We start from the raw sequence: 25,811 nt of genomic DNA, 5'->3' as shown, positions 1-25,811 counted from the left end.
CCTAATTTTTTTTGTTCTGCAATTTATTTTGTAAAGTGAATGCATAAAAAAATGAACAGTGTTTGTTGTTCATTTACATTTTTCTAATCAATGCGTAAGTCTTTTGTCCAAAAATATAGAGAACAAAATAGCAATGATTAAAGCGGGTATGGCATAAATTTGTCCTACTAGCAATTTCCAACCTATTGTATTATATCCCTCAGAAGCTGGTAGAATAACAGCGATTAGACAAACTAGTAAGTAAACTAATAGAGGGATAATTTTTTTCATCATCGGTTAATTCACCACCTTATAATTAAATTTAAGTGACTGCCAAAATATCTTAAAATATTTACTGAATCGAACATTTAATTTACCTCACCTTTTCAGTTCAATTCCAAATAGGGTTGTGCTTTTTTTCATTATACCACCAAAATATAGTAAGCTAATATAAGCAAAATGGGGGATTATTGAAACTAAGGAATATTTCACATAATAATGAACTGCGGAATGGAATCAGACCGAACGATATTGTGTGATAAGACAAAAAAGAGAGAAAAAGAAAAAACAGCCCAAATTGAGCTGTCTTATTTAACAATCAATTGTTAATAGAGGCGTTGCTGATTACACGGTGGAAAACCAGATATATCTGCAATCATTGTAAAGTCATACTGTTTCAGTGCAAATTGTGTGTGATACAGATATTCAATAACCATTAACTTTCCGTTTGATACACCACAAAGTACCCCAGATGTCCCCTGACCATTTGCGAAGGATATACCAATCGGTTGTCCTATTAAATAATTAACCTTATGTTGCCATGGTGGCATTGTCATCAACCCTTTCTGTGTAGTTTATGCTTCTGGAAAGGGTATGTGCTACTTCAGGAATAAAACCACATTGATTCCGTTCAACATTATAAAGATTTATTAATTTTATAGGTTAAGTATTAATTTTTCATTCCTTAATCTTCATTAAAAAAATTTTGAATTTTGTTCGAACGAAATTAAATTTTTTACAGTCTAATAAATAAGGAGGTGGCGTACGTTGGAGAATTTACTTGAAAAAGCTACCGCTGTCGGCAACGGCGTCTATTTAAACTCACCAGTCAAAAATGATCAAGGCCGCCAACCCTTATATCCTGCTGAAAAAGAGGATGGTACGCCACTAAACTCGACAAGTAGCAGTTTCTCTACCTCAGCCTATGAAGGATTTAATTATAGAGAGTATTATGAGGCATACAATGGTAAAGCAAAACTATGGATCAGTTACATTGATAATCCAATAGCAAACGACGTTGAGGTTAAAATAGACTTAGCAGAATAAAGATAGATCTCAGTTGATTTAGTGAAAAGAAGCATTGTTCTCTACTGGAATGATGCTTCTTTTTGAATAGGAACTTTATTCCATTATTGGCGTTAACTATCTTTAAGGAAAATTTAATTTTGAACAATTAGGGGGGAAGCTATGTCTTTAACTTTATTCTTATTTATAGGATTTATTGGGGTATTCCTGGTAACATTTCTCAAAAGGCCGTTAATCAACTTACTTGGAGAAGACAATTTTCTAATAAACAGACTAAAAAATGCTGAATGGTTTCAAAATTATTGGTTAGCGAGATTGTTTCTATTTATTATGAATGCGATCCTATTTTTCTCAACTACCGTTATCATTTATTTGTTAAGTTATTTCTTAATTCCGTATGTACATTTACTTGTGATGGTACTTGCTGTAATCGGAAGTATCTTTTTATGGATAATAATTAATAAAACTTGGCAAGGTACGAAAAGAAACCGCTTAAAGTTGGCAGTAATCGGTAGCAGCTTTTATTTAATCTTGTCTCTGATGCTGATTTATATGTTAGTTACTCTAGCGCCTTCCTTTCCAGGTGATGATCCTTTTATGAGAGCGATCGGAATATTTTTGGGTATTGTGGTTACTACATTTGCATTTATTTCTTGTTTAATCTTTACTGGATTTTCAAAAACAATTGATGAAAGAGCGTGATTCTATAAATAGAATCAGCTTTTTTTATTTGTATATAATGGTAAAATTTAGGTGTGTTATTTTTTCTTAAATACGCTTAGGGTTGGGTGATTTATATGAATATAGATTTATTATCAAACCAGCCAGAATTTATCAATGAAGTTTCTGAAATGGTCTATAAAGAATTTGTAGTAAAAACAGGTAGTAGAATGAAGTTTGAAGAGGTTGTTCATTACTTTTCTAACACTAATGAGTATGCATTCCCCATAACTCTAATAGCTTATGAAAATGGACACTGTTTTGGTACGGTATCGATAGTTGAAAACGATTTAAGTGTAAGAAAGTTTTATAAACCTTGGCTTGCATCTCTTTATACAAAACCAGAGTATCGGGGACGAGGGGTAGGGAAATTGTTAATGAAAGAGACGATTAGCATAGTAAATGAATTAGGGTACAATGAGCTGTTTTTAAGAACAGAAGATGCTTCTGATTATTATAGGAAGAGAGGGTGGACTTTCCTCGAAACTGTTTCTGATGAAAAATATGAAAAAATTGATGTGTTTAAAATGAAATGTAGATGAAATAGGAGTCTGGATAGACTTTTAGAAGAGACTTTATAAAGGAGCATTCCTGTTAGAAGGATTTTCGGGGACTTGAAAACAAAAAAGCCCTCCTGTATGATGCTTGAGTGTCAACCGGAAAATTGACTCGCACATCCACAGAGAGGACTTACAACAATGAATTTTAATACGAATGAAAAAATTAATCAAGTTTCTGAAAATACACTAGTAATCGGTATCGATATTGCGAAGCACAAACATTTTGCTTGCGCTATTGATGATCGAGGCCGAGTGCTCCAAAAATCATTTCCTATTACACAGTCACGCATTGGATTTGAAGGCTTTTATGAGCGCTTACTCGCTCTAAAAACCACTCATGAAAAACAGGAAATCCTCGTTGGTTTTGAGCCAACAGGACACTACTGGATGAACTTGGCGGCGTTTCTGACAAGCTACGGAATACCATTCGTGATGGTCAATCCAATGCACGTCAATCGTTCCAAGGAATTGGACGACAATCTTCAAACGAAAAATGACCAAAAAGACGCACTTGTCATTGCTCGCCTCATGCGAGATGGTCGCTTCAGCTATCCACGACATCTCGAAGGTATCGAAGCGGAGTTACGAAATGGTGCGACATTACGTTCAAAGATTCAAGAAGACTTAAATGCCCTACAAAATCGCATGATTCGTTGGCTGGATCGCTTTTTTCCTGAATTCACACAAGTGTTTAAAAGCTTTGGGAAAATGGCGTATGCGGTACTTGAAAAAACACCATTACCAACAGATATTGTAGGCAAATCACCAGAAGAGTTACTATTTTTATATCGCCAGGTAGACGGTCTGAAAAGCCCACAGCTACCAAAGGCAAAACAATTAGTCGAGGTAGCAGAAAGCTCAATCGGACTGACAGAAGGTATAGTGATGGCCAAATTCGAAATCGCCACGCTTCTTTCCCAGCACAAATTGATGCAAGCACAACTAGACGACTTAACAAGTCAACTCGCAGAGTTAGCCAAACAAATGACGGATTATGACTATTTAGCATCGGTACCTGGAATCGGGGATGTCACGATTGTCGATTTACTATCAGAGATTGGTTCTTTAACGCAATATACACATCCACGCCAATTAATTAAACTAGCGGGACTCACATTGCGTGAAAACTCTTCCGGTCAGCAAAAAGGACAAAAACGGATTTCTAAACGAGGTAGAAGAAAACTTCGCGCCCTCCTCTTCCGAGTCATGATGCCTTTAATCTTGCATAATCCAGCATTCAAACAATTACATGAATACTACACAACACGTACAGTCAATCCGCTTCGAAAAAAGCAGTCCATCGTCGTGTTATGTGGGAAGTTACTGAAGATTTTACATGCCTTATGTAAAAAGAAAACCATGTTTAATGAACAACAAATGATGAACGATTTTGCCAGTCTCCAAACAGCTGCTTAAGCGTACTTCATCAAAAGTTTAACCAAGAGGATGACACGGAGAAGCCGGCATTATTTACCCCATCCGACCGTGATTAATTAAACGAGTCCCTAAAGGAGCATCGCCAGCCTCTGCCTTATGAATAGACCGAACGAAGGAATGTACGCGCAATCAGACGCCTAGAGACATGGGAGGGTCCGTCATCATAAGCTACGCAGAGATCCAAAAGTGCATCAATATACAGCACAGGATCAGGAGGAACATTACCAATTAATGGTTCATCTTTTAGCGAAGCTTTCAGATATATTGTTAAAAAAATCAATAATTACAAAATAAAGATAGATGTACGTGTCGGGAGAATATTTTTTTGACACTCTAAAATGGCGTGAGCCATTGATACATCAACATTTATAGAGGGAGGTATAAGATTCATGGTAGTCTCATTGTGTAAAGCAACTATAGATGACGCGGCTATGCTGCATGAAATGCAAGTGAACGCATTTATGCCCTTACTGGAAAAATATCAGGACGATGATACAAACCCAGCAAATGAATCTTTAGAAAAAGTTATTACTCGATTCAAACAACCGTTTACTGATTACTATTTGATTAAGTATTTGGAAGATACTATTGGTGGTATTAGAATTGTAAAAATGCAAAATAAATCTTATCGCGTCAGTCCTATCTTTATTTTGCCAGAGCACCAAGGTAAAGGGATTGCTCAAAAAGTTTTTGGAATCATAGAGGAAATTTATCACGACGCCCAATCATGGGAGTTGGACACTATTATGCAAGAAAAAGGGCTTTGTCACCTCTATGAAAAATTAGGCTATAAAAAAACAGGTAATACCAAAAAAATAAATGAAAAGATAACGATAGTTTTTTATGAAAAATCTTAATTGATTTAAGTAAACGGTAAGGGGGTTATTGTATTAAGAAAAACACATTATCAAATGGAAAAATCGTTGAAGTTGAATGTTTAAGCTGTGCCCTAACAAGTGGATTGATAGAACCGGATGGCGGTGTTGTCTATGAAACGAAGTATTTCCACGCCCATCAAGATGTAGCTTATCCAATCAAGGGGTTAATCATATTAGCTTCTAAAAGACATATCAAGTCTTTTGATGAATTAACTGAAGAGGAAAAATCAGATTATATTCAGGCGTTAACCAGAATAAGACAGGCTCAAAGAGAAGTATTAAAGATCGAGTACGTTTACTACTTTTATAATGAAGATACTACCCACCATTTCCATACTTGGATGGTTCCTAGATATGAGTGGATGTATGAGTTTGGCCGCTCTGTCGAGTCCGTTAGACCTGTACTACTTCATGCCCGCAACCATATGAATGATTCTAAAAATAAAGAAGAAGTAATGACAGCGATTGAATTATTAAAAAAAGAATTAAATACATGATTGTAGGTAATGAGGTATCAGTGGTAAATTTCATAAACAAAGGAGGTTTAACAAATGGGTGGAACCGAAATCTTAAATTTATTTGGATTTGAAGTGGAAGAACAACCAATAAGCATTTACCCATATTCACCAGTATACCGAGTGAAATATGGTGATCAGGAGGTTGTCGTAAAACGAACACAAAAAAAGGCAGCAAGTGTCATTTCTTATACGACCATGCTGAAAGATAAGGGGATAAATGTTGTAACGCCAGTTAAATTACAAGTTGATAATCCGCAAAAGTATAATGATACAAACTATGTAGTTTATCCATTTATTGAAGGTGAGAAATATTCAGGCAAAGACAATGAAATTTATGAAGCCGGTAAAATGTTAGGACAGATTCACAGCTGTTCACCTGTTACAAATGTATATGACCTCCTTGCGTATGATGTATATGATTTTAATGAAGAAGAAGTAGAAGAGAGTACGGAGGCAATTATTCATCATGCACATAAAGCCGGACTAAAAATTGATCCAGCAATAAACACAAAGTTGATGGAAAGTGTAGCAATTCAGCAGGAACTTTGTAATGCCAATTTACCGCATGTGGCAACGCCTCATGATTATAAAGCAAATAATTTAATATTCACCCCCGCACCATATTTAATTGATCCAGATAATGCGGCATGGATTCCAAAAATATTTGATCTGGCCCTCGCATTACTACTTTTTCATAATGAGCATGAAGAAGCACCAGATCGGGTCTTTACAAGAGGTGAATGGGAACTTTTTTTATCGGGTTACAGAGAGCACATGGACATTACCGATGAGGAAAAAAACTTTTGGGAAATGGCCAAACAGCACGTATTTCTAGATGAAGTGATGTGGTTAATGGCGGAGTATGAGGAGGATTGGCAAAAACTTTCTCAGCAAAAATTATTTAATAGCTTAATTCAAATGTTGTTAAACAGCGCTGACTATAAACTGGTATAAAACGAATACATTATGATACGTAATCAATCTTTTATTAACCCACCACCTCTTCATTCGCATCCAAAACGATTCTTATTGTAAAACCAATAAAAATCGTTTGACACTAATGTTATGTGTATGTTATTATTGAAAATTTGTTAAAAATCCATATACGTGGTAAGGTTAAGAAGGTTACCTTATGGTTGCCAAATATGGAGGTGGATTATTTGTTTCAAATTGGTGAAAATATTATTTATCCAATGCAAGGAGCAGGTATCATTAAAGCCGTAGTAGAAAAGGAAATATCAGGTGAAAAACAACAGTGTTATGTCATAAAAATGTCAATCGGTAATATGCTAATCACGATTCCGAAGGACAAAATATTGAATTCAAGTATACGACCTGTTACTGATATAATGGATTTGAAACACATCATTCACATTTTTCAGCATGGAGAATCCGATAAATTATTGTCGTGGAGACAAAGATATAAAGTGAACTCGGACAAAGTGAAAACGGGTAAAATACTGGAATGTGCTGAAGTTGTACGTGATTTAATGCGTATGAAAGAAGAAAAAGCATTAAATACAAGTGAAAGAGAAATGTTAAATAGCGCGCATCATTTTTTGAGGATTGAACTCGGATTAATTAAAGGGATTACTGAAAATCAAATTAAAAGTTTCGGCTAAAGATAATAAAAGACTTCCAAAAGGGTGCGATTCTTGTAAAGAATTGTGTCTTTTTTTATGGATGGATAATATTAAGAAAACTATTGAATACTTAAAATAAGAATTGCTTAAAGTTGATTGTTTTTAACATACTAAAAATAAAAAAGGTGTGGATCGTTTGAAAAGAGCAGTGTTCCTAGATCGAGATGGTGTCATTAATGAAGTGCTGACGAAGCGAGTGAAATTTGTAAATGAACCGAAACAATTTTATTTTTTACCAGGAGCAGAAGAGGCCATAAAAAGCTTAAATGACCATTTTGACTATGTGTTTGTTGTAACGAACCAAGGTGGCATCGGATTAGGTTATATGAAGGAAAAGCAGTTGCAGAAAGTTCATGACCATATGGTGGCCGAGTTGAAGAAAAAGGGCGCAACGATTCATGAGGTTGCCTATTGTCCGCATAAACCAAAGGCCGGGTGTGAATGCAGAAAACCCAATAGCAAAATGATCTTGGATTTAGGTGAAAAATACAATATTGATCTTGAAAAATCCTATATGGTTGGTGATACGGATACAGATATTCAGGCAGGAAAAAAAGCCGGGACAAAAGCCGTTTATATTGGTGATAGCGATCCACTAGCAGACGCAGTGTTTCCTGATTTAAAAGAAGCAGCCCAATGGATTATTCGTGATCTTCACAATGATAATAAAAAACTTAAATAATCGAAAATTGGCTCAGTTCTTTTAATAGAAACTGAGCCAATTTTTTATTTCATTAACTTAGTTATTCATAAGTCTGAATGTAAAATCCATTTTCCTCTGACCATTCCGCGTAATAGATTTTTTTGATATCCCCATGACCTTCCTCTTTTAATCGTTGAATAATCCATTCCTTATCTTTCCCGATTTGAGCCAGAATTCTTTCTTCAATTTGACCTTCATCGATCAGCAAATGTGTTAGCACACCACCTGTATTTTCATCGGGGGAATCTTTTTTCAATACGCTAATTTGCCCGCCCGGCTCCAAAAGGGCATATTTTACTTCACTAACTGAAAAAACGCCTTGCATCCGCAGCAAGGATCGTAGTTGTTCGGATTCCATTTTATTTTTTTCTAATTCTTTAATATCCAATCGCCCATTATTAACGAGAAAAGCCGGCTCTCCTTTAATAATCGGACGTAGCCTTTCAAACTTTCTTACAAGAAAATCGGTTAAAAGGTACAGCGCAGTCCATAGGCCAATCGTATAGAGGACATCCCAAACCTTTACTTTTTCATCATATACTCCTTCTTCCAACGTTCCACCGAGAATGACGATAAATATAAAATCGAATGGTGTGACTTCAGTAAGTTCCTTTTTACCGATAAAGCGGATAACAACCATCAGTGCGATAAACCCTGCAATAATTTTAATAGAAATAGCTGTAATCATTTGTTTCACGCTCCTATTAACCTTTGATTACCCTGAAGGCTACCAATTTAAGCTGGTCTTAAATCACTAGTGGTAATAAAAGGGATGAAGGAGTATTTACAAGTTTAATCGAAATGAATAGGAAAGGTTTAACAGCACTATTTTAATTAAAGGGTGAGGAGGCAAGGAAATGCGAATATATCCTGATTGTCCTGTTATTACAAAAACAGTTGAGGTAGGAGGGCTGTCAAAAGTCGACCTTATTCGAAAACTGGAGCAATCGTCTATTTTATTGAACCAGTATGGTGAGAAATTATTACATGATGATCGGTTTATTACTACCGAAACAAAATATAGCGTAGAAATTGTTGAACTATCAGTTAGAGACCTTGGCTTTCCGAATGGCGCAACACTTCCTGAAATCTTTAAACAAGCAAATGAACTAGGATTACAGTTATGTCCACCAGAACTAGGCCCCTACTTACGACTGGAATATGTAGATCAAGAGGAGGGGAATGCAGGCGATCTTTCACGAAAAAAAGAGGCGCCTACTGGGTCTGTCACGATTGCATCACACTTAATTAGTGACGAAGAAAGTTTTCCGAAGGGATTTTATGTTAGAAAAGTTGATGGTGTGTTATGGTTGCGCGGATATGTAGCCGACAACTTGCATGTGTGGAATCCCGATAACCGGTTTATTTTCCAATTAGGCAACGAGTAGTTTCCTCAATGGAAACTTTATTATTAAGGTTTTATATTGGTAAAGAATAATTAAACAGAGGTGGTTCATCTGCTGAAGGAGAAATCAGAAATATTAGCGCATCATCAAAACTTCATAACGTTTATCCATAGTCTGAATTCTAAGGATGAAACGCTATTAAGAAAACCGATTGCGGAAGGTAAGTGGTCAATCATAGAAATAGTTGGTCACTTTTACCCTTGGGATGAATTTGTGTTGCAGCAAAGAATCCCATATTTATTTACCGGAGAATCCTTACCTAAAGCACCGAGTGACGATGAGCTAAATAGCCGATCTTCTTTCATTGCCAGAAGAGAGTCTATTGAAAATACTTTGAATAAATGTGTTGCTGTACGACAAGATTTTATAAAACAACTATTGCAAGTTTCTGAAGATAAATGGTTAAGTCCAATACAGATAGGCCAGTCTACTTTAACGTTTTACGAGTATTTAAAAGGTTTAATGGAACATGACCTTCATCATATAAATCAAATTAAATCTACTATTAATACAGGTGATTATTCTTCCTGGTAATCACATTGGAGGAACTGTTGATGATAAAATTGATAATTGCATTTTTAGCATTGATCGGCGGTTCGGCAGTCGCTATACAAAGTCAAATCAATGCCTTACTTAGTAAGAAAGTAGGCGTATTAGAAAGCGCAACTGTTTCTTTCATGGTAGGAGCTCTTGCATTATTCTTTTTAGCTTTCTTTTTCGGAAAGGGAAATTTATTAACTGTATTTACTGTACCAAAATGGCAATTAATCGGAGGATTGTTAGGCGCATTCTTTATTGTCATTAACATCTTTTCTGTAAATTTAATCGGAGTTGCCGCAACCTTTATGGCAGTGATTGTTGGACAGATTTTACTCGGTGCAATTATTGATCATTTCGGACTTTTCGGAGGGGTTACCTATCCAATGAATATGACGAAAGTAATTGCCCTTGCGTTAATGTTTGTTGGGATTTATTTGTTTAATAAAGCTTAATGAAATCCGTTAAAGGACGATTATTCAAAAAAGTGTCCTTTCATTAAATGAATATTTATCTTTAACCTATTTTGAGAAGAAACTATTATCTGATTAAAGTCTTTAAAAGGCAGGAGTGAAAATTATAAAACACAAAAAGATGTTCTTTTTACTGTTCATCATATTTATATTGTCATTTTTGATTCGATTATATATTAATAATGAAGCATTCCAAGAAACAAAATGGCGGGATGCCTTATTCTTTTCGTTTTGGACGACAGTCGGGCTCTTGATTCTTTATATCATCCAAATTACTGTGGAAAAATATAGTCGGAAATAAGCATACGTATGTAAACAAAATAAAGGTTTCTGTTTGGCAATCTTGTTGTTCAGTGAATCAGTTCTAAACAAGGACAAAGTTTTTGAAAAGATAAAGGAGCTTAAATATGGAAATTCTATTAGTTGGAACGTTTCATCTAGGCGATACCTCGGACATGAACGAATTATCGGAAAAGGATAAAAGTAAATATAGCGATAACGATTTCGAACAGTTGGCAAATGATATTGCAGAATTCCAGGCAGATCAAGTATTTGTGGAATATCCATTTCTTCTACAAGAACATTTAACTTCAGTTTATCGCTCGGCAGAAGTATACGAAATAAATGAAGCATTTAAGGGAAATGAGATTTATCAAATTGGATTCCGGTTAGCGAAAAAGCTTGGACATGATGCCATTTATGCAGTGGATTGGAACGAGCAGCCCGAAGAATCGCTTGATTTAGGTCTCGTTGCAGAAGGAATATCGAAAACAGAGTTCGAGGAAATTATGAACCGTGTTAAGTTGGTACTTGAAAAGGACTCTACTATAATCCAGCAAGGGAATATCATTGAGCTGTACAAACATATTAATTCACATGAATACATAGTAAATGATCATCAAGTGTATGTGGATTTAATGCAGCTCGATGATGAAATTGCGTTTGAGTGGGTAACAAAATATTGGTATTACCGTAATTTACGAATCGTACGTAATATAAAAAAATCCATTCTTCCTGAAACAAAGCGGGCTGTTATTTTATATGGAAGCGCACATAACTATCTATTTAAACAACTGCTGGAAGATGGCAAAGCAATTAAAGTTATTCCGTATGGAGATTGGTCTGAATGAATTGAATTTGAATAAGTATATGGCTATATAAAGGGGTTAGGAACAACATGATTACATTAAGAAATGTGCAAAAGACAGATTTAGAAGAGCTGATCGTCATTGAAAATGAAGGCTTTACAAAAGAAGAGGCGGCTACAAGGGAAGCCTTTGTGGAGAGAATCCAGCTGATTGCGGATACGTTTATAGTTGCTGAAAAAGACGGAGAGATTGTTGGTTATATTAATGGTCCAGTAATTCCTCAAATCTACATAACGGATGACCTTTTTGAAGAGATTAATGAAAATCCTAAAAAAGGCGGCTATCAAAGTATTTTAGGTGTAGCTGTCTCTAAAAAGGCTAGGAAACAAGGCATCGCTCGAATACTATTTGATAAAATGGAGCAGCTCGTAATTGAAAATGAACGCCAAGGAATCACGTTAACATGCAAGCAGGAATTAGTTCCTTTTTATGAAAAGCTCGGCTTTATGAATCACGGCATTTCCGATTCACAGCACGGTGGCGTCAGCTGGTATAACATGGTCAAGCTGCAAGAGAATATGGATTAATGACATAGGTGGATTTCGTTGTATTGGAAATCCTCTTTTTTAAGCAGATTTATCTTCTAATGTTTTATATTGCATAAGTAAGTTAAGTGCAAAGGGGAATTAAATATGAAAATTCACAAAATCGATCATGTAGGGATCATAGTAAATAACCAAGGCATAATTTTAGAGTTAGCGGAGAAAATGCGATAAACTTTAATTGGAAGTTTTTGATCTAATAATTTAATCATAGTAACCTTGGTGGGAGGAATACAATTGGCAACTAATACAGCTTTTCAAAGAGAAATTAAAAGTTTTTGGTATCCAGAGTACAACAAAAATGGGTATCCACATCTCCAACAAGGATTCATTCTACATCCCAATCGTAATGCTGAATTCGATCCATTTATTTTAATGGCAGAAGATTGGTATAAACGTGGCGTATTCTCTGATCACCCGCACCGTGGATTTCAAACGGTAACCTATGTTGTCGATGGCAGACTTGAACATATTGATAATGCCGGCGGGTACAGCATTTTAAATGCCGGGGATGTTCAATATATGAATGCCGGCTGGGCAGCTCGACATGCGGAAGAAGCATTTGATGATGACTTGATTCATACATTACAGCTCTGGCTGAACCTGCCGAAAAGCTTAAAACATACAGAAACGTCTTATCAAAATATTTATGTTGAAGATGCACCTGTAGTTAATATTGATGGGGGATTCGTTCGAGTTTATTCAGGGGATATTGCGGGTGTTAAAGGGCCAATGCAGAGCTTAGTTCCGATTACGATGACCGAAATTACGCTTCGTGAAGGTGCTGAGTACACGCATGTCTTACCTGAAAATCATAATTCATTCCTGTTTATGTTGGCAGGTGAAATGGAGTTTGGGGAAAGTAAGACCAAAATCTCCAAAACAGGAGCGGCTACAATCTCTTATAACGAAGCTGGTTCTGAAGACAATTCAAGCGAACTAAAGATTAAAGCAGCTACACGTTCTAAAGTTTTAATTTATTCAGGTGTACCGATTAGAGAAGAAATCGCTCTAGGCGGACCGTTCGTGATGAATACTAAAGAAGAAATCAGAGAAGCATTCCGTGATTTACAGCTAGGGAAATTTGGACCGCCAGCTGTAAGAAATAAAAACTGATACATTCCCGTTATTACAATGAACCAGATGGAACTGAGCCATCTGGTTTTTTGTTTTCACCAAATTCGACGCTTAAATTATGGTAAAATTGATAATATAAGGAGAGGATTACATGGATTTATTATCGTTTGCTTTTTTAGGATTCTTACTTTACATCGTTGTTTTTTTGGCGGTAAAGCATGGGATTAATTATTCTGAGCTTGGAATTTTAATAAAAGAGAAATATAAGATTGAAGAAGAAAAATCAAATATAAGTAATGATATTGAAAAAGAGTAGGAAAAGGAAAGTGAAAGTGATAAACAAAACTAACCGAGAAGTAAAGGGGGACAACTATGGAGATTAAAAGGTTGGAAAAATGCGAAAAAGTGCCAATGGAATTATTACTACTGGCGGACCCTTCTAAAAGTATCGTGGAAGATTATTTGGCAAAGGGAGAATGTTTTGTAGCTGAAAGTAATGAGCAAATCATCGGTGTCTATGTCCTGTTGCCGACAAGACCAAAAACCGTGGAAATAGTCAATGTAGCAGTAGCTGAAGAACATAAGGGAAAAGGGATCGGGAAATTATTAATCGGTGATGCCATTGGTGTAGCCAAAACAAAGGGCTATAAGACGATAGAAATTGGTACGGGAAATTCAAGTATTGGGCAATTGGCGTTATATCAAAAATGTGGTTTTCGGATTGTTTCAGTTGATCATAACTATTTCATTAAGCATTACTCAGAAGAAATTTACGAGAATGGCATCCAGTGTATCGATATGATCCGGTTATCGAAAGAGCTATAGGGAGGGACAATATGAAAAAAACCATATTTTTATTCGTTGTGTTTTCCGTCCTGTTTATATTGACTGCGTGCAGTTTTCGAGCAGAGCCTACTACTTCAATTGAAGCCATAATTTCACCATTGACCGAGGATGAATTTGAGCGAGTTGGAACACATGAATTAGAAAATCCACATATTGATGATTTCAGAAAATTTATATTAAACGTGGAAGTGAATAATGTAGCCGGCCAGAAAGTTCATTTTGCATTTAGCGATAGTTGGAAAGAAGCGCTTGATTCATTGGATGCTACAGACCGATATTGGTTTGGCGGCGGTGGTGAACAAAATAATGAGAGTGAGAATTTCGCAAAGCATACTCAGGAATTTTTCTTTTATTCTAAAGGATTAAATGAAGGATTAATCAGAGAGGCATTGAATACGATTATTTTTCAAGTAAGGATCGACAACGATGGGGAAATCGTGACAGAAGAATATAAAGTTGGGGATTTAGTGGAGTTTGAATAAGTCAGGGCTTAAATCATTAATTAATAGATTGGAGACATCTTGATGAAAATATACGATCTAGCTAGTCCATTTCTTAATTACTATGAACCTTCCAAAGAGTACTACGAAAATTATTTTAATCAACACCCTCAAATCTATAGCTATTACTTTGATCATCATTGTAAAAATAAGGAATTGAAACTTGAAAATGCATTAAAAGCTCATCCAAATAAAATTGAACAAATGTGCTGGATTACCGAGAAATTAAAATCGCTAACTCCTCAAATTACAAAGGAGTACGAAAAGCGGTATCCGATAAAATTTACAAAGGATGTTTATATTTTTGTCGGTTTAGGTGGTTCAAATGCTTATACTTATCGTTCAATGGATCCTCATATTGCTTTTTGTGTTGAAAAATTTGAGCAAAATGAGGCGGGTCTAAAAGTAATTATTGCACATGAATTTGGCCATGCAGTCCATCACCTTTTCACTACACATAACGGGATAGATGCAGAAGATATACAATGGCGTAACCCATTCACATGGCTTCTGCAAGAGGGCGTAGCAACGTACTTATCAACTTTAGTAGTAGAGGCAGATCAGGATATTTATTTTGCATATCAACCAGATCCAGAGTGGCTGAATTTTTGTGAAGAAAATACAAAAACCTTTATCAACGTTTTTCAGCAAGATTTAGCTCAATGTACTTCAGCTGAAATATTTAAAGAATGGTTCTCGATTAACGGGGGTCAAACATTTGGCTATAGCCGGCTTGGTTATTATATTGCTTATCTTTTAGTAAAGCATTTGGTAGATGAGGAAGGTATTGAGAACGCTAAGCTTTCTTGGGGACATCCGGATTTTGAAGCGAGAATGAAAACGTTGTTACGCACTTTTTAAATTATAGAAACCCACTAAACATTTAAGGATGCTGATAATTATGAGATGGAGAAAGTCTTTAATCACAATGCTTATGTTTATAGCAATGTATTTTTCAGCTTCTCAATTTCTTGTTCGGGAAGATTTAATTTCTAAGTTTTTTGCAGGCATGTACTTTTTCTTTTCATTGGTTATTGGAATTGTACTACTATTGGAAAATTCTAAGAAGATTAAACAAAAATAGTAGTCACACAATGCATTCATATATTGGGGGAGTAGCATGATTATAATTAATTCAGTTGTTTTTTGGGTTATTATCTCACTAGCCATTAATACGTATTTAATGACTTTGCCGATGCCGGTTATAAGAAAAAAGGATTTTCCGGCTACTTACATGATTCAGCACGAGAATAGAATCGACTTCCAAAAAGGGACGGAATGCGCGGCATTTTCAACGGCGTACCTGTTGCGTCACTTTGGTAAGGATGCTGAAGGGGAAGTGTTATATCAGCATTTCCCGAACAAAACAAAAACAGGCAATGTATACCCGAAAGGAATACGGGCGGTATTAAAAAATAAGGGATTTAAGACCCATTATTATAAAGGGAATATAAATTCATTGAAATACGAAGTCAGCAAAGGGACACCGGTCATTGTTTTTATTAAAGTGAAGAAGGATCTCAAAAATCTGCATTTCGTCCCGGTAGTCGGATATGACAAAGAGTTTATTTACCTTTCAGAGTCACTCGGTCATTTAGTAAATGATGAAGGCGAACTGAAAAACTATAATCGAAAAGTTCCGATTGAAGAATTTAAAAAACTTTGGGATGTAAAAAGAATCCATATGCTTCCTTACAGCAATACATATATAGCAGTAGAGGGAAAATAATTTGAAACAAAAAAACGAGCTGGAATCAATGCATCCAGCTCGTTTTTATTTTAACGTCGTAGTTTAAATTTACGCATGCGGTCGACTAAGAAGCCGCCTTTGAATGATTTTGGCTCATATGAAATGATAAAGGCTTTAGGTTCAATTGACTCAACAAGCGAGAATAATTCTTTTTCTCGGTTTCGTTTCGCCAGAATCTCATATTTATAACGTTCACTGTCACGACCTTCACTGACAGATGTCGTAATGGCAAAGCCGCTGTTTCTTAAAGTATCAATCAGTTCCTGGTTTTTCTGCTGTGTATTGATTGTAACAGAGACATAACCGATAGCCAGTTTATTTTCAATCATTGTTCCGACCGGTATCCCGATACTAAATCCGAGTGCATACACAACCATCGCTATAAAGTTCTGATCACCACTAAAAATGATAGAAAGTGCGAATACGTTAATAAGAACTTCTAAAAATCCGAAAATCGAGGCTAGAAGTCTCATATCTTTGACTAAGAAAATTGTTCGTAGGGTCATTAACGGCACGTATACGAGCTGTATGACCAGGATTAGGATTATTTCCTGCATGAAATCCCCTCTTTCACTCAAAAATTTACTTTACTTTTTTACTTCTACCCTAATATGAAATTTATATTCTTATTAATTATTTGAGCAAATGCTATAAAATGAGGGGGAAATGCATTGCAGTTGCTATATTGATACTTCTTAATCATTATTAGGCCATTAGGTTAAACGGTGATTTTTGATTAATCTTAGTAGGTAAAGTTAGGCAATATGCCCATCAATTAGTATTAATAAAATGATATTTTATGCACTAAGACTAATAAAAAACTGCTATGATGATAGAGTCCGAGATTATTATTTGAATATTTAAGGAGTTATGAATTTGGCGAAATCAATCAAAGCAGTACTATCACTATTAATTTTTCTACTAGTTTTTAATTGCAGCTCATTAAGCACGAGTGCAAAAAGCGTAAACCTTCTCCCGTTTGAAGACGAAAAGTCTGGAAGAAACAGTAACGCCTATTTATCTACACAAGAATATCCTTCAACTAAAATGAAGGAAGACTTTATTAATGAAATTTCTACATATGCAATGAAAGCAAATGAACAATGGGGAATTCCTGCTAGTGCAATTATTGGAATGGCAGCTCTGGAAAGCGGCTATGGCACAACAAGAATAGCAGTGAATGCGAATAATCTTTTCGGAGTAAAGGTTTGGGGGTATAACCCGAAGAATGCCTGGCAGTTGAAAGGACAACCTGATGAAGATTATGAACCGGTACCTGTGCTGAAGGATTTCGGAGAAGACCGTAAAATTTATGATGAAAGCAAAAGAAGGGATAACTGGTATCGCGCTTTTAGTTCCTATAAAGAAGCGGTTGAATATTTGGCAGGGAACTTACTGTTAAATGATCGTTATCGTTTCGCTAAAACCAACTACGAAGAACGGATGAAAAAGGGATGGGATTATGAGCGGGCTTCCAAAGAATATTTGTTTGACATTGCCAACGCCGGCTATATCCATTTAGGCGGGGAATACTATCGAAGTAAAGTAGGAGTCATCATGGATGAACGTAATTTATATCAATTTGATGATAGAAAGTTAAAGGACATAGGTGGACATTGGGCCGAACAACAGATTTTATTCTTAACTGAAAAAGGTTGGATCTCCGGCTATCCTAATGGTACATATAAACCGAATCAATCGATAACAAGAGCTCAGGCTGCTGCTATTATTAGTAACTTTTTATCACTGACTACAACAAATAAAGACATCTCTTTCACTGATGTGGAAAATAGTTTTTGGGCAGCAGATTCTATTCGTTTAGTTGCACAACATAAAATTATCAATGGTATTGGTGATGGACGTTTTTCACCGAATACATATTTAACAAGGGCACAAATGGCTCAAATTTTCTATAATGCCGGTTTTTATAGCCAACCTGCTAACAAAGGTGTAAATTCATTTAAAGATGTAGACTATAACTTTTGGGCATCTCTTGCGATAGAAACGATGAAACAAGAAGGCATAATGGCGGGCTATACGGCTAGCCGGTTTGGTCCAAACAATCCGACAACAAGAGCACATATGGCAGCCATGATCTATCGGATACATGAAAAGGGTTTGAATAAATAATACGGCAAATAAAAGAAGCACACAATTGTGCTTCTTTTTGTCTATCTAGGAACCTTTTTAAAATCAGTTACCATACCGATGAAATATTCGAGGATTCGAACATCATCAGTCAGTTCTGGATGGAAAGAGCAGCCTAAAAATTGGCCGTCTCTGGCTAGTACGATTCGTTCTTCATATGTAGCAAGTATTTCGACATGTTCACCGACTGAGACAATATGCGGTGCACGAATAAAAACTGCCGTTATGTCATCACCGATTGATGGAATTGATAGCGGTGCTTCAAAGCTATCTACCTGTCGTCCAAAAGAATTTCTTTCCACTTCTACATCCATTAAACCGAGGTGAGGAGTATTGGAATCCTTAATCTTTCTGGCCAGCAGTATAAGTCCGGCACATGTCCCGAACATTGGTATACCTTGCTGTGCCAGTAACTTAATAGGGTCTAACAAATCATTTCGTTCTAACATTTTACCAATTGTCGTACTTTCTCCACCGGGTAAAATTAGACCTTCAATACCAAGTAAGTCATCGCATGTTTTGACTGCAACAGCCTCATGACCAAGAAGTTCAATTTGCTGTATATGCTCTTTTACCGCACCTTGTAATGCAAGTACTCCTATTTTCGCCATTTTACCAGCCACGCTCCTGCATCCGTTCATTAACACTCAATGAGGCTATTTCAATTCCTTTCATCGGTGTGCCAAGTTCCTTCGAGATTTCAGCAATCAGTTTGTAGTCCGTATAATGTGTAGTTGCTTCCACGATGGCACGTGCAAATTTTTCAGGGTTCTCTGATTTAAATATACCGGAACCAACAAATACACCATCTGCACCAAGTTCCATCATTAACGCGGCATCTGCAGGTGTTGCCACGCCACCAGCTGCAAAATTTACAACAGGTAAACGTCCTAAACGCTTAATTTCCAATAATAATTCAAATGGGGCACCTAAAATTTTTGCCTCGGTCATTAATTCGTCCACATTCATTCCGACAACGCGACGAACTTGGGCGTTAACTTTTCGAAGGTGGCGTACTGCTTCCACAATGTTGCCTGTACCTGGTTCACCTTTCGTACGAAGCATAGAAGCCCCTTCACCAATACGTCGAGCTGCTTCGCCTAAGTCGCGGCAACCACAAACAAACGGCACTGTATAATCACTCTTAAGTAAATGGAATTCTTCATCAGCAGGAGTTAAAACTTCACTTTCATCAATATAATCCACACCCATTGACTCCAATACACGTGCTTCTACAATGTGACCAATTCGTGCTTTTGCCATGACCGGAATCGTGACGGCATTCATTACTTCCTCAACAATCCGTGGATCCGCCATACGGGCAACACCACCAGCTTTTCGGATATCTGAAGGCACACGTTCCAAGGCCATTACTGCTACTGCACCTGCCGCTTCCGCAATTTTTGCTTGTTCTGCATTAATGACATCCATAATAACGCCGCCTTTTTGCATTTCTGCCATTCCTCGTTTTACTCGATCTGTTCCAACTTGTACCATGTAAATAACCTCCATTCCTGTAATGACTCTTAGTATAATAAATATTGACCATATTAAAATAGTCAATTTAATATGAATCTTTAGGGTCAGTGGATGGATACCTGGAATCCTGGGGCAAAGACAGTCTGATAATTCTGTTATAATAATGATTGCAAAGGCTTTCTACTTACAGGTTAAGGAGGTTACGAATTTGATAAATAATATAGATTTAAAACATTTACATCGTTGTGTTGAATTAGCAAGAATAGCAATTGAAAAAGGTGACGAGCCATTTGGATCAGTACTTGTTTCCGCTGAGGGTGAAGTGTTATTTGAAGATCATAATCATGTAGCAGGCGGTGACCATACACAGCATCCCGAGTTTGCAATAGCGCGTTGGGCAGCAAATAATATGGAACCTGAAGAAAGACGCAGAGCGACAGTATATACTTCAGGGGAACATTGCCCGATGTGCGCCGCTGCTCACGGTTGGGTTGGTTTAGGGCGAATTGTTTATGCAAGTTCATCTGAACAATTGGCAAAGTGGCTAGAAGAATTTGGACAAGCACCTTCACGTGTACGCAATCTGTCCATTCAAGAAGTTATTAATGATGCAATAGTAGATGGTCCTGTTCCTGAACTAGCAGAGATAGTCCACCAACTTCATCGTCAGCATCACGAAATGAAATGATGAATAAAATATAAAATGATTTTGTGGCAAGCAAGCGCGATTCTGTAAATAGAATAAGCGCTTGTTTTTATTTTGTGATGATTAAAGGAGGTACTTATTGAGAACTTGCAAATTAAATGTATGTAAAGTAAACTTTACTTTAAGTAAAACTTGCTTTACATATAGGGAGGATTTTTTATTAAAAATAATATTAAGGTTTTACGGGCTCAGCACAGTATGACACAAGACCAGTTGGCAGAAAAACTTTCTGTCTCTAGACAAACAATTATTTCATTAGAAAAAGAAAAGTATAATCCGTCGATTATTCTAGCATTTAAATTAGCAGACATTTTTAATTGTAAAATTGAAGATGTATTTATTTATGAGGGGGAAACTGAATGAACGAAGCTCGAAAAAATCAACTGTCATACTTATTTTTAGGTATTATTATGGTTCCATTAAGTATTTACATTAATTACCCTTATATTGCAAATGGTGATTTTCCAGCAGGTATTATGACTTTTTTCTTGGGAACAAGTTCGTTAATGATGGCATATCTATCGCCACATTTATTCCCTAAAGATGAGCGTACAAAAGAAATTATAGGTAAAAGTATGACAGTCAACTATTTCACGCTGTTTGCAACCATGACACTGCTATTTATTACAGTAGCTAAAACGTACACTGCAACAGAAGTTTTAACAATTTTATTTTGTGTTATGGTAACATCCATTCCTCTAACAATGATTTTTTTCTCGAAACGGATTTAATGAAGCTGTACATATGTAAACATAATATGAGTCACATGAAACTGGGATAAGACATTCCGATAATGAAAGGGGAAAACATAATGCAAATATTTTTCTTTATACTATTAGGGGTCATCATTACGGTTCTATCAGTGATAGCATTTGCTGAGTTAGGTTTAATTCTACTGGGTGGTATTGCATTTGGCTTAATATTGTACATTACTGTTAGAGTTAGCAAAATGCCTTCTTCAAAACGGAAGGTACAGTGAGTGTATTATCTGGCGCAGTTCTCTAAGAAGAACGCGTCTATTTTTTTAACAATTTGAAAAGGGAGGGTAAAATGAGACCAAATCAAACAGGTACTAAAAGATTTTTTGAACTTTTTTTAGTAATGGCAGTCTTATTATTAGGCGGATGTTCATCGATTCAAAACGTCATTACTGAAGACGAAGCAAAGCAAAGGGTCTTGGAAAATCACATTAACCAGAATGGTCAAACGGAAATACGATCGGTTGAATTGAAAAATAATAAGTACTTTATTGAGTGGGAAATAAAAGATAACTGCGAACGCGGGGTAGACAGTGTAAATCAACACGGCAAAATTGAGATGATCGAAGCGAGTATCTGCTAATATTAAGCACCAATTAAGGGGAGGATGTATTGTCGACGGTATTCACTTTAATCATTCTTAATATTATAAGTATGATCATTATCTTTATCTATGTTGAAAATGACAGTTTAAAACCGACTAAATTAACGTTTATTTTTCTAATCAGTATGCTAATTGTGTGGATATCTTTTATAGGCGGTATTTTTACCCTTGTACCAACTGAGTTTGTCGATTTACTTTGGAATGCATGCTGGATTTATTTAATATTTGCTGGGCTGGCTGCCATAATTTTTGAGGTAAAGAACAGTCGATTATATGTCATAGTTGCTTTACTGTTAACTTCTATAAATTTTATTTTCTTCAGCTTTTCGATTCCGATTGGAAATATGTAATTTTAAATAAGTATTGATTCTTTTTATACTGTCAATTCTGTAGCAGAAAGAGGTGAAGAAAATGGAGAGAGTGGCACACTATTTTTGGGCGGTTCGGATTCCGGATGAAGTCAAACAAACCATGTATGAGGAACTGAATAGAATTAAACCAGTATTCCAGTTTAAGCGATGGGTTGATTTAAACGATTATCATATAACACTTGCATTCCTTGGGGCTGTCAATCAAAAACAACTTACATCAGTTATTGAATCAGTAGTGGAATCTATAAAGAATCAAAAAGCTTTTATGCTAGACATCAAAGGTTTGGGTGTTTTTGGAGCTGAAAAATCACCTCGTATATTTTGGGGTGCAGTAAGTGAAGCAGATGCTTTATATGAAATACAGGAAATTGTCCATCAAACTTGTCTTGCTGAAGGCTTTAAGTTAGAAACACGTCCATATCATCCACATATTACATTCGCCCGAAAATGGGGAGCTAATGAACATTTTCTAGTAGATAACTTAGTGACGCAAAATCCTTTTAAAGAAAAGCCTTTATCTTTTAAAGTAAATGAAATCGTCTTATATAAATCAAATATAGAAAATACACCGAAATATGAACCTATTGCGTCGATTTATTTGGAAGAATGATGTTTATTTTCGAGTGTATTAGTGCGCGGGTGCGATTCTTTAAAAGAATCTGCGCTCGTTTTTTTGTTGGGAAGGTTAAGGTGCCTAGCGGATTCCATCGTCAATCTGAAACTTTTTTCCAATTTATCCGTATAATTTAATTAACAGAGCAAGGGGGTAAATATCATGTATGACATGCCAGGAAGTGGGGATTGGTTATTCAACTTTGGACCAATATTTATCGCAATTATTTTTATTATTATCGTTATCTCAATAATTGCTAGTCTATTTAGTGGGTTAAAGCAATGGAAGAAAAACGAGAACTCACCTCGATTAACCGTACCGGCAATCGTTAAAGTGAAACGAACAAATGTAACAAGACGTACCCATCACCATCATGATAATAACCATCATTCGCACAGCACCTCTACAACTTATTTTGTTACCTTTGAGTTCGAGAGTGGTGACCGGTCGGAGTTTCATGTATCCGGTAAGGAATACGGTATGCTAGCAGAAGGGGATATTGGCAAGCTAACTTTCCAAGGTACGAGATATCTTGATTTTAGTCGGGTGTAATTTCCGCAACTTTATAAGGCTCGTCAAAAACAGCGCGTTTCCGTAATGGAATCAGCGCTGTTTTTATCTGGTTATTTGCTATCCATCATTTGAACATATAATTTGAAAAATGTATGATACTTTATACAAGTCAAATATTAGGAGTGAGAACTTGAAAAAATATATGCCATTTGTCTTGAGCCTTTTTCTATTAGCAGCATGTGAGGAGACAAATAATAGTGCAACAGCCGATCCAGACTCTGCAACTGATTCAAAGTCTAGTGAAGTAGATACAACAAATACTCCGAGTAAGGAAGAAGCGGATTCAAATCAACCGGCAGAAGATACTTCAACTACAGAAGATTTTCAAAGTATAATTCCAAACGATTGGGATATCGATATGCCAACCGATTTTCCTGTTTCAGAGGGCAGCTTTTTAACTGCCATTACTAAGACTGATAATGATGTCATAACATTTAATTTCTATGAAACATCAGAAAAACTGGCGATAAACGATAAGGCCATTGAGCAAGATGGAACTTACATTGGACAAGTAACAATTACTAAATACGACTCAAAAGAATTGGCAGGCGAAGAGATTGACCAAACTGTTTTCGATAGTGGACAAGCTGTCGATTTAGGCTATGGAATTACAGGATATCAAGATGCCGGGGCTGGTTCTTTATTTACAAGCTGGAATGAAGGACGTTGGGCAATTATTGCACGGTCCTTGACGGAAAAAGCCGAAGAAAGCTTAGCTTTAGCGAAAGAAACGGTTGAGTTTTTAGAAACGAATATGCTTCCGGTACCAAAAGATTACGGTTATTTACATGTCGATGCCGAACAAACCGGTACAATGGCGAAATGGCAAAAGGAAGAATATTTATTTACGATGACCGATTTTGGTGAACAAACGTTGCCTTGGATTGTGAAGTTTAAATAATACCAAGGATCGAATAAGGTGGAAAATTTATATAGAAATATAAGCGAAAGAGTAAAACAGCACCCTGTTTTACTCTTTTTGCATTTAATTTACCGATATTTTTACATAGGAACTAAATCTTTATTTGACATAAACATAATAACTTTACAAAAAATGGTTGAACAAATAGTGTCGGTGTGTATATAATGTACTTATAGTATATATACATTATACAAAAAGGTTTGCGATTATTTGGATGTTTAACTGCCATTTGATATGACAGCTTAACTGTTAAAACAAGTAATGAAGAACACGATTTTAATAAGTAAAAATGAGGGATTGGCATGCAAATAATTATTTCAAACACTTCAAAAGAACCCATTTATGAACAAATTACGAATCAGATTAAATCCGCTATTTTATCAGGTGAACTGCAGGAGGGTGCAGCAATACCTTCCATGCGTAATCTGGCCAAAGAACTGCAAATTAGTGTTATCACAACGAAGCGGGCTTATGAGGAATTGGAAAAAGCGGGATTTATCTATTCCATTGTTGGAAAAGGTTCCTTTGTTGCAGAGCAAAATTTAGAAGTTATAAAAGAAAAGAAATTGAAAGTCATTGAGGAACAAATGAGCTCGGTCATCATGAATAGCAAAGAAATTGGTCTCTCGCTTGAAGAATTACAAGACTTATTAAAAATCTTATATGAGGAGTGATTTGCATGGAGAATGTTGTTGAACTTACAAATGTCTCGAAGAAATTTAAAGATTTTTCTGTAAAAAATATAAATTTAGAAGTGAAGAAAGGCTTTATAACAGGATTTATTGGAGCAAATGGTGCAGGTAAATCGACAACGATTAAAATGATGATGAATCTATTAAGACCGGATGTCGGGGAAATTAAGATTTTCGGATTGGATTACATGAAACACGAGAAGGCGATTAAAGAGCGCATTGGATTTGTTTACGATGGCAATGTGTTTTTTGAAGGGCTGAACTTAAAAGATATTAAACGCATTGTAGGCCCTGCATATAAACGCTGGGATGACGCACTATTTCATCAATACTTGGAAAAATTTGAATTACCGCTGAATAAACAAATAAAGACTTTTTCAAAAGGAATGCAAATGAAGGCATCATTGGCAATCGCATTATCCCATCATGCGGAGCTTATCATTATGGACGAGCCAACAGCAGGATTAGATCCCATTTTTAGACGAGAGCTGTTGGATCTATTACAGGAATTAATGGTGGATGGAGATCGTACCATTTTCTTCTCCACACATATTACGTCCGATTTAGACCGTATTGCAGATTATATTGCGCTTATTCAGAAGGGTGAATTACTATTCAATCAGTCTATTCTCGATGTAGTTGAAAATTATGCACTTGTTAAAGGGAGATTGGAACTTCTGGACCGAGACACTGAACAGGCATTTATTCATGTTCATCGTGCATTAACAGGATTTGAAGCATTAACGGATAATATCAAAGGAGTACAAAAAATTTTCGGAGACACCGTCGCCATTGATCAGGCCTCTCTGGAAGAGATCATGTATTACATGAAAGGAGCATTCCTGTTAGAAGGATTTTCGGGGACTTGAAAACAAAAAAGCCCTCCTGTATGATGCTTGAGTGTCAACCGGAAAATTGACTCG

37 protein-coding genes are annotated in these 25,811 nt (G+C 36.1%); 31 read left to right on the top strand and 6 right to left on the bottom strand.

Annotated features, from left to right (window positions below):
* Positions 1-87: 87 nt before the first annotated feature.
* Positions 88-270 carry a DUF4017 family protein gene (locus tag MKY71_RS10025; RefSeq protein ID WP_340733632.1) on the bottom strand — a complete coding sequence of 61 codons (183 nt, stop codon included), beginning with the start codon at positions 268-270 and terminating at the stop codon, positions 88-90.
* A gap of 314 nt (positions 271-584) precedes the next feature.
* Positions 585-815 carry a hypothetical protein gene (locus tag MKY71_RS10020; protein WP_340732468.1) on the bottom strand — a complete coding sequence of 77 codons (231 nt, stop codon included), beginning with the start codon at positions 813-815 and terminating at the stop codon, positions 585-587.
* Positions 816-1,026: 211 nt separating this feature from the next.
* On the opposite strand from MKY71_RS10020, the gene MKY71_RS10015 reads away from it, so the two are divergent.
* The 9 genes from MKY71_RS10015 to MKY71_RS09975 all read left to right on the top strand — a co-directional run bounded on the left by MKY71_RS10015 (position 1,027) and on the right by MKY71_RS09975 (position 7,722).
* The gene (locus tag MKY71_RS10015) at positions 1,027-1,305 is read left to right on the top strand and encodes a hypothetical protein (RefSeq protein WP_340732467.1); all 279 of its coding nucleotides are present in this window, start codon (positions 1,027-1,029) and stop codon (positions 1,303-1,305) included.
* A gap of 141 nt (positions 1,306-1,446) precedes the next feature.
* The gene (locus MKY71_RS10010; RefSeq protein ID WP_340732465.1) at positions 1,447-1,986 is read left to right on the top strand and encodes a hypothetical protein; all 540 of its coding nucleotides are present in this window, start codon (positions 1,447-1,449) and stop codon (positions 1,984-1,986) included.
* 95 nt (positions 1,987-2,081) lie between these two features.
* Positions 2,082-2,546 (top strand): GNAT family N-acetyltransferase, encoded by a 465-nt coding sequence (locus tag MKY71_RS10005; RefSeq protein WP_340732464.1) that lies wholly within the window; start codon positions 2,082-2,084, stop codon positions 2,544-2,546.
* A 156-nt stretch (positions 2,547-2,702) separates the two neighbouring features.
* Positions 2,703-3,980 (top strand): IS110 family transposase, encoded by a 1,278-nt coding sequence (locus tag MKY71_RS10000; RefSeq protein WP_340732245.1) that lies wholly within the window; start codon positions 2,703-2,705, stop codon positions 3,978-3,980.
* A 410-nt stretch (positions 3,981-4,390) separates the two neighbouring features.
* Positions 4,391-4,858, top strand: a complete 468-nt coding sequence (locus MKY71_RS09995) for a GNAT family N-acetyltransferase (RefSeq protein ID WP_340732462.1) — start codon at positions 4,391-4,393, stop codon at positions 4,856-4,858.
* A 32-nt stretch (positions 4,859-4,890) separates the two neighbouring features.
* Positions 4,891-5,376: an HIT family protein gene (locus MKY71_RS09990; RefSeq protein WP_340733631.1), complete on the top strand. Its 486-nt coding sequence runs from the start codon at positions 4,891-4,893 to the stop codon at positions 5,374-5,376.
* A gap of 54 nt (positions 5,377-5,430) precedes the next feature.
* Complete coding sequence (locus MKY71_RS09985; protein WP_340732461.1) at positions 5,431-6,351, top strand: phosphotransferase; 921 nt, start codon at positions 5,431-5,433, stop codon at positions 6,349-6,351.
* Between the two features lie 191 nt (positions 6,352-6,542).
* Positions 6,543-7,019, top strand: a complete 477-nt coding sequence (locus tag MKY71_RS09980; RefSeq protein WP_340733630.1) for a CarD family transcriptional regulator — start codon at positions 6,543-6,545, stop codon at positions 7,017-7,019.
* Positions 7,020-7,176: 157 nt separating this feature from the next.
* The gene (locus MKY71_RS09975; protein ID WP_340732460.1) at positions 7,177-7,722 is read left to right on the top strand and encodes a D-glycero-alpha-D-manno-heptose-1,7-bisphosphate 7-phosphatase; all 546 of its coding nucleotides are present in this window, start codon (positions 7,177-7,179) and stop codon (positions 7,720-7,722) included.
* A gap of 61 nt (positions 7,723-7,783) precedes the next feature.
* Here MKY71_RS09975 and MKY71_RS09970 read toward each other — a convergent pair whose 3' ends face one another.
* A complete protein-coding gene (locus MKY71_RS09970; protein ID WP_340732458.1) occupies positions 7,784-8,431 on the bottom strand; it encodes a DUF421 domain-containing protein in 648 nt (215 codons plus the stop codon).
* A gap of 169 nt (positions 8,432-8,600) precedes the next feature.
* Here MKY71_RS09970 and MKY71_RS09965 point away from each other — a divergent pair, with 169 nt between their 5' ends.
* The 11 genes from MKY71_RS09965 to MKY71_RS09915 all read left to right on the top strand — a co-directional run bounded on the left by MKY71_RS09965 (position 8,601) and on the right by MKY71_RS09915 (position 16,001).
* Entirely contained in the window at positions 8,601-9,131 is a 531-nt protein-coding gene (locus MKY71_RS09965) for a helicase (protein ID WP_340732457.1), read from the top strand.
* A 60-nt stretch (positions 9,132-9,191) separates the two neighbouring features.
* The gene (locus MKY71_RS09960; protein ID WP_340732456.1) at positions 9,192-9,683 is read left to right on the top strand and encodes a DinB family protein; all 492 of its coding nucleotides are present in this window, start codon (positions 9,192-9,194) and stop codon (positions 9,681-9,683) included.
* 20 nt (positions 9,684-9,703) lie between these two features.
* Complete coding sequence (locus tag MKY71_RS09955) at positions 9,704-10,141, top strand: DMT family transporter (RefSeq protein ID WP_340732455.1); 438 nt, start codon at positions 9,704-9,706, stop codon at positions 10,139-10,141.
* A gap of 425 nt (positions 10,142-10,566) precedes the next feature.
* On the top strand, positions 10,567-11,289 hold the full coding sequence (locus MKY71_RS09950; RefSeq protein WP_340732454.1) for a DUF5694 domain-containing protein: 723 nt from the start codon (positions 10,567-10,569) through the stop codon (positions 11,287-11,289).
* A 47-nt stretch (positions 11,290-11,336) separates the two neighbouring features.
* Positions 11,337-11,834: a GNAT family N-acetyltransferase gene (locus MKY71_RS09945; RefSeq protein ID WP_340732453.1), complete on the top strand. Its 498-nt coding sequence runs from the start codon at positions 11,337-11,339 to the stop codon at positions 11,832-11,834.
* 252 nt (positions 11,835-12,086) lie between these two features.
* The gene (locus MKY71_RS09940) at positions 12,087-12,965 is read left to right on the top strand and encodes a pirin family protein (protein ID WP_340732451.1); all 879 of its coding nucleotides are present in this window, start codon (positions 12,087-12,089) and stop codon (positions 12,963-12,965) included.
* Positions 12,966-13,077: 112 nt separating this feature from the next.
* Positions 13,078-13,242 (top strand): hypothetical protein, encoded by a 165-nt coding sequence (locus MKY71_RS09935; RefSeq protein ID WP_340732450.1) that lies wholly within the window; start codon positions 13,078-13,080, stop codon positions 13,240-13,242.
* Positions 13,243-13,298: 56 nt separating this feature from the next.
* The gene (locus tag MKY71_RS09930) at positions 13,299-13,751 is read left to right on the top strand and encodes a GNAT family N-acetyltransferase (RefSeq protein WP_340732449.1); all 453 of its coding nucleotides are present in this window, start codon (positions 13,299-13,301) and stop codon (positions 13,749-13,751) included.
* 11 nt (positions 13,752-13,762) lie between these two features.
* Positions 13,763-14,254 carry a fructose-bisphosphate aldolase gene (locus MKY71_RS09925; protein ID WP_340732448.1) on the top strand — a complete coding sequence of 164 codons (492 nt, stop codon included), beginning with the start codon at positions 13,763-13,765 and terminating at the stop codon, positions 14,252-14,254.
* 42 nt (positions 14,255-14,296) lie between these two features.
* On the top strand, positions 14,297-15,133 hold the full coding sequence (locus tag MKY71_RS09920; RefSeq protein WP_340732447.1) for a hypothetical protein: 837 nt from the start codon (positions 14,297-14,299) through the stop codon (positions 15,131-15,133).
* Positions 15,134-15,392: 259 nt separating this feature from the next.
* On the top strand, positions 15,393-16,001 hold the full coding sequence (locus MKY71_RS09915) for a cysteine peptidase family C39 domain-containing protein (protein ID WP_340732446.1): 609 nt from the start codon (positions 15,393-15,395) through the stop codon (positions 15,999-16,001).
* Between the two features lie 50 nt (positions 16,002-16,051).
* On the opposite strand, the gene MKY71_RS09910 is transcribed toward MKY71_RS09915, so the two are convergent.
* Positions 16,052-16,579, bottom strand: coding sequence for a DUF2179 domain-containing protein (locus tag MKY71_RS09910; RefSeq protein ID WP_339171416.1), 528 nt, complete (start codon positions 16,577-16,579; stop codon positions 16,052-16,054).
* A gap of 319 nt (positions 16,580-16,898) precedes the next feature.
* Between MKY71_RS09910 and MKY71_RS09905 the strand changes: the two genes are divergently transcribed.
* Positions 16,899-18,152: an S-layer homology domain-containing protein gene (locus MKY71_RS09905; RefSeq protein WP_340732445.1), complete on the top strand. Its 1,254-nt coding sequence runs from the start codon at positions 16,899-16,901 to the stop codon at positions 18,150-18,152.
* 41 nt (positions 18,153-18,193) lie between these two features.
* Here MKY71_RS09905 and pdxT read toward each other — a convergent pair whose 3' ends face one another.
* Entirely contained in the window at positions 18,194-18,781 is a 588-nt protein-coding gene (pdxT, locus tag MKY71_RS09900) for a pyridoxal 5'-phosphate synthase glutaminase subunit PdxT (protein WP_340732444.1), read from the bottom strand.
* Position 18,782: 1 nt separating this feature from the next.
* Positions 18,783-19,667 carry a pyridoxal 5'-phosphate synthase lyase subunit PdxS gene (pdxS, locus tag MKY71_RS09895; RefSeq protein WP_339171411.1) on the bottom strand — a complete coding sequence of 295 codons (885 nt, stop codon included), beginning with the start codon at positions 19,665-19,667 and terminating at the stop codon, positions 18,783-18,785.
* Between the two features lie 190 nt (positions 19,668-19,857).
* Between pdxS and MKY71_RS09890 the strand changes: the two genes are divergently transcribed.
* From MKY71_RS09890 to MKY71_RS09845, 10 genes are all read left to right on the top strand, one after another.
* The gene (locus MKY71_RS09890; RefSeq protein WP_340732443.1) at positions 19,858-20,337 is read left to right on the top strand and encodes a nucleoside deaminase; all 480 of its coding nucleotides are present in this window, start codon (positions 19,858-19,860) and stop codon (positions 20,335-20,337) included.
* Positions 20,338-20,514: 177 nt separating this feature from the next.
* Positions 20,515-20,718, top strand: a complete 204-nt coding sequence (locus MKY71_RS09885) for a helix-turn-helix transcriptional regulator (protein ID WP_339176605.1) — start codon at positions 20,515-20,517, stop codon at positions 20,716-20,718.
* Complete coding sequence (locus tag MKY71_RS09880; protein ID WP_340732441.1) at positions 20,715-21,086, top strand: hypothetical protein; 372 nt, start codon at positions 20,715-20,717, stop codon at positions 21,084-21,086. Before MKY71_RS09885 ends, MKY71_RS09880 begins: the two co-directional genes overlap by 4 nt.
* A 319-nt stretch (positions 21,087-21,405) precedes the next feature.
* On the top strand, positions 21,406-21,696 hold the full coding sequence (locus tag MKY71_RS09875) for a hypothetical protein (RefSeq protein ID WP_339194639.1): 291 nt from the start codon (positions 21,406-21,408) through the stop codon (positions 21,694-21,696).
* Between the two features lie 29 nt (positions 21,697-21,725).
* Positions 21,726-22,067 carry a hypothetical protein gene (locus MKY71_RS09870; protein ID WP_340732440.1) on the top strand — a complete coding sequence of 114 codons (342 nt, stop codon included), beginning with the start codon at positions 21,726-21,728 and terminating at the stop codon, positions 22,065-22,067.
* A 61-nt stretch (positions 22,068-22,128) separates the two neighbouring features.
* Entirely contained in the window at positions 22,129-22,698 is a 570-nt protein-coding gene (thpR, locus tag MKY71_RS09865) for an RNA 2',3'-cyclic phosphodiesterase (RefSeq protein ID WP_340732439.1), read from the top strand.
* A 165-nt stretch (positions 22,699-22,863) separates the two neighbouring features.
* On the top strand, positions 22,864-23,253 hold the full coding sequence (locus tag MKY71_RS09860; RefSeq protein WP_340732438.1) for a DUF2500 domain-containing protein: 390 nt from the start codon (positions 22,864-22,866) through the stop codon (positions 23,251-23,253).
* Positions 23,254-23,404: 151 nt separating this feature from the next.
* Positions 23,405-24,175: a hypothetical protein gene (locus tag MKY71_RS09855; RefSeq protein WP_340732436.1), complete on the top strand. Its 771-nt coding sequence runs from the start codon at positions 23,405-23,407 to the stop codon at positions 24,173-24,175.
* Between the two features lie 323 nt (positions 24,176-24,498).
* Positions 24,499-24,870 (top strand): GntR family transcriptional regulator, encoded by a 372-nt coding sequence (locus MKY71_RS09850; RefSeq protein ID WP_339171394.1) that lies wholly within the window; start codon positions 24,499-24,501, stop codon positions 24,868-24,870.
* Between the two features lie 5 nt (positions 24,871-24,875).
* On the top strand, positions 24,876-25,757 hold the full coding sequence (locus MKY71_RS09845; protein WP_340732433.1) for an ABC transporter ATP-binding protein: 882 nt from the start codon (positions 24,876-24,878) through the stop codon (positions 25,755-25,757).
* Positions 25,758-25,811 lie beyond the last annotated feature (54 nt).

Source organism: Solibacillus sp. FSL W7-1324, from assembly GCF_038008025.1.
Classification (GTDB): Bacteria; Bacillota; Bacilli; order Bacillales_A; family Planococcaceae; genus Solibacillus.
The sequence above is the reverse complement of the archived record's forward strand: the minus strand, read 5'-3'. Positions and strand labels throughout refer to the sequence as shown.

What these genes read in the sequence shown, in the direction of transcription:
- MKY71_RS09880 (WP_340732441.1), top strand. Translation starts at nt 20,715, where the DNA reads ATGAACGAAGCTCGAAAAAATCAACTGTCATACTTATTTTTAGGTATT.
- MKY71_RS09955 (WP_340732455.1), top strand. Translation starts at nt 9,704, where the DNA reads ATGATAAAATTGATAATTGCATTTTTAGCATTGATCGGCGGTTCGGCA.
- MKY71_RS09925 (WP_340732448.1), top strand. Translation starts at nt 13,763, where the DNA reads ATGAAAAAAACCATATTTTTATTCGTTGTGTTTTCCGTCCTGTTTATA.
- MKY71_RS10000 (WP_340732245.1), top strand. Translation starts at nt 2,703, where the DNA reads ATGAATTTTAATACGAATGAAAAAATTAATCAAGTTTCTGAAAATACA.
- MKY71_RS09965 (WP_340732457.1), top strand. Translation starts at nt 8,601, where the DNA reads ATGCGAATATATCCTGATTGTCCTGTTATTACAAAAACAGTTGAGGTA.
- pdxT (WP_340732444.1), bottom strand. Translation starts at nt 18,781, where the DNA reads ATGGCGAAAATAGGAGTACTTGCATTACAAGGTGCGGTAAAAGAGCAT.
- pdxS (WP_339171411.1), bottom strand. Translation starts at nt 19,667, where the DNA reads ATGGTACAAGTTGGAACAGATCGAGTAAAACGAGGAATGGCAGAAATG.
- MKY71_RS09980 (WP_340733630.1), top strand. Translation starts at nt 6,543, where the DNA reads ATGGAGGTGGATTATTTGTTTCAAATTGGTGAAAATATTATTTATCCA.
- MKY71_RS09845 (WP_340732433.1), top strand. Translation starts at nt 24,876, where the DNA reads ATGGAGAATGTTGTTGAACTTACAAATGTCTCGAAGAAATTTAAAGAT.
- thpR (WP_340732439.1), top strand. Translation starts at nt 22,129, where the DNA reads ATGGAGAGAGTGGCACACTATTTTTGGGCGGTTCGGATTCCGGATGAA.
- MKY71_RS09875 (WP_339194639.1), top strand. Translation starts at nt 21,406, where the DNA reads ATGAGACCAAATCAAACAGGTACTAAAAGATTTTTTGAACTTTTTTTA.
- MKY71_RS09915 (WP_340732446.1), top strand. Translation starts at nt 15,393, where the DNA reads ATGATTATAATTAATTCAGTTGTTTTTTGGGTTATTATCTCACTAGCC.
- MKY71_RS09860 (WP_340732438.1), top strand. Translation starts at nt 22,864, where the DNA reads ATGTATGACATGCCAGGAAGTGGGGATTGGTTATTCAACTTTGGACCA.
- MKY71_RS09910 (WP_339171416.1), bottom strand. Translation starts at nt 16,579, where the DNA reads ATGCAGGAAATAATCCTAATCCTGGTCATACAGCTCGTATACGTGCCG.
- MKY71_RS09850 (WP_339171394.1), top strand. Translation starts at nt 24,499, where the DNA reads ATGCAAATAATTATTTCAAACACTTCAAAAGAACCCATTTATGAACAA.
- MKY71_RS09935 (WP_340732450.1), top strand. Translation starts at nt 13,078, where the DNA reads ATGGATTTATTATCGTTTGCTTTTTTAGGATTCTTACTTTACATCGTT.
- MKY71_RS10025 (WP_340733632.1), bottom strand. Translation starts at nt 270, where the DNA reads ATGAAAAAAATTATCCCTCTATTAGTTTACTTACTAGTTTGTCTAATC.
- MKY71_RS10010 (WP_340732465.1), top strand. Translation starts at nt 1,447, where the DNA reads ATGTCTTTAACTTTATTCTTATTTATAGGATTTATTGGGGTATTCCTG.
- MKY71_RS09930 (WP_340732449.1), top strand. Translation starts at nt 13,299, where the DNA reads ATGGAGATTAAAAGGTTGGAAAAATGCGAAAAAGTGCCAATGGAATTA.
- MKY71_RS09945 (WP_340732453.1), top strand. Translation starts at nt 11,337, where the DNA reads ATGATTACATTAAGAAATGTGCAAAAGACAGATTTAGAAGAGCTGATC.
- MKY71_RS09920 (WP_340732447.1), top strand. Translation starts at nt 14,297, where the DNA reads ATGAAAATATACGATCTAGCTAGTCCATTTCTTAATTACTATGAACCT.
- MKY71_RS09995 (WP_340732462.1), top strand. Translation starts at nt 4,391, where the DNA reads ATGGTAGTCTCATTGTGTAAAGCAACTATAGATGACGCGGCTATGCTG.
- MKY71_RS10020 (WP_340732468.1), bottom strand. Translation starts at nt 815, where the DNA reads ATGACAATGCCACCATGGCAACATAAGGTTAATTATTTAATAGGACAA.
- MKY71_RS10005 (WP_340732464.1), top strand. Translation starts at nt 2,082, where the DNA reads ATGAATATAGATTTATTATCAAACCAGCCAGAATTTATCAATGAAGTT.
- MKY71_RS09970 (WP_340732458.1), bottom strand. Translation starts at nt 8,431, where the DNA reads ATGATTACAGCTATTTCTATTAAAATTATTGCAGGGTTTATCGCACTG.
- MKY71_RS09985 (WP_340732461.1), top strand. Translation starts at nt 5,431, where the DNA reads ATGGGTGGAACCGAAATCTTAAATTTATTTGGATTTGAAGTGGAAGAA.
- MKY71_RS09950 (WP_340732454.1), top strand. Translation starts at nt 10,567, where the DNA reads ATGGAAATTCTATTAGTTGGAACGTTTCATCTAGGCGATACCTCGGAC.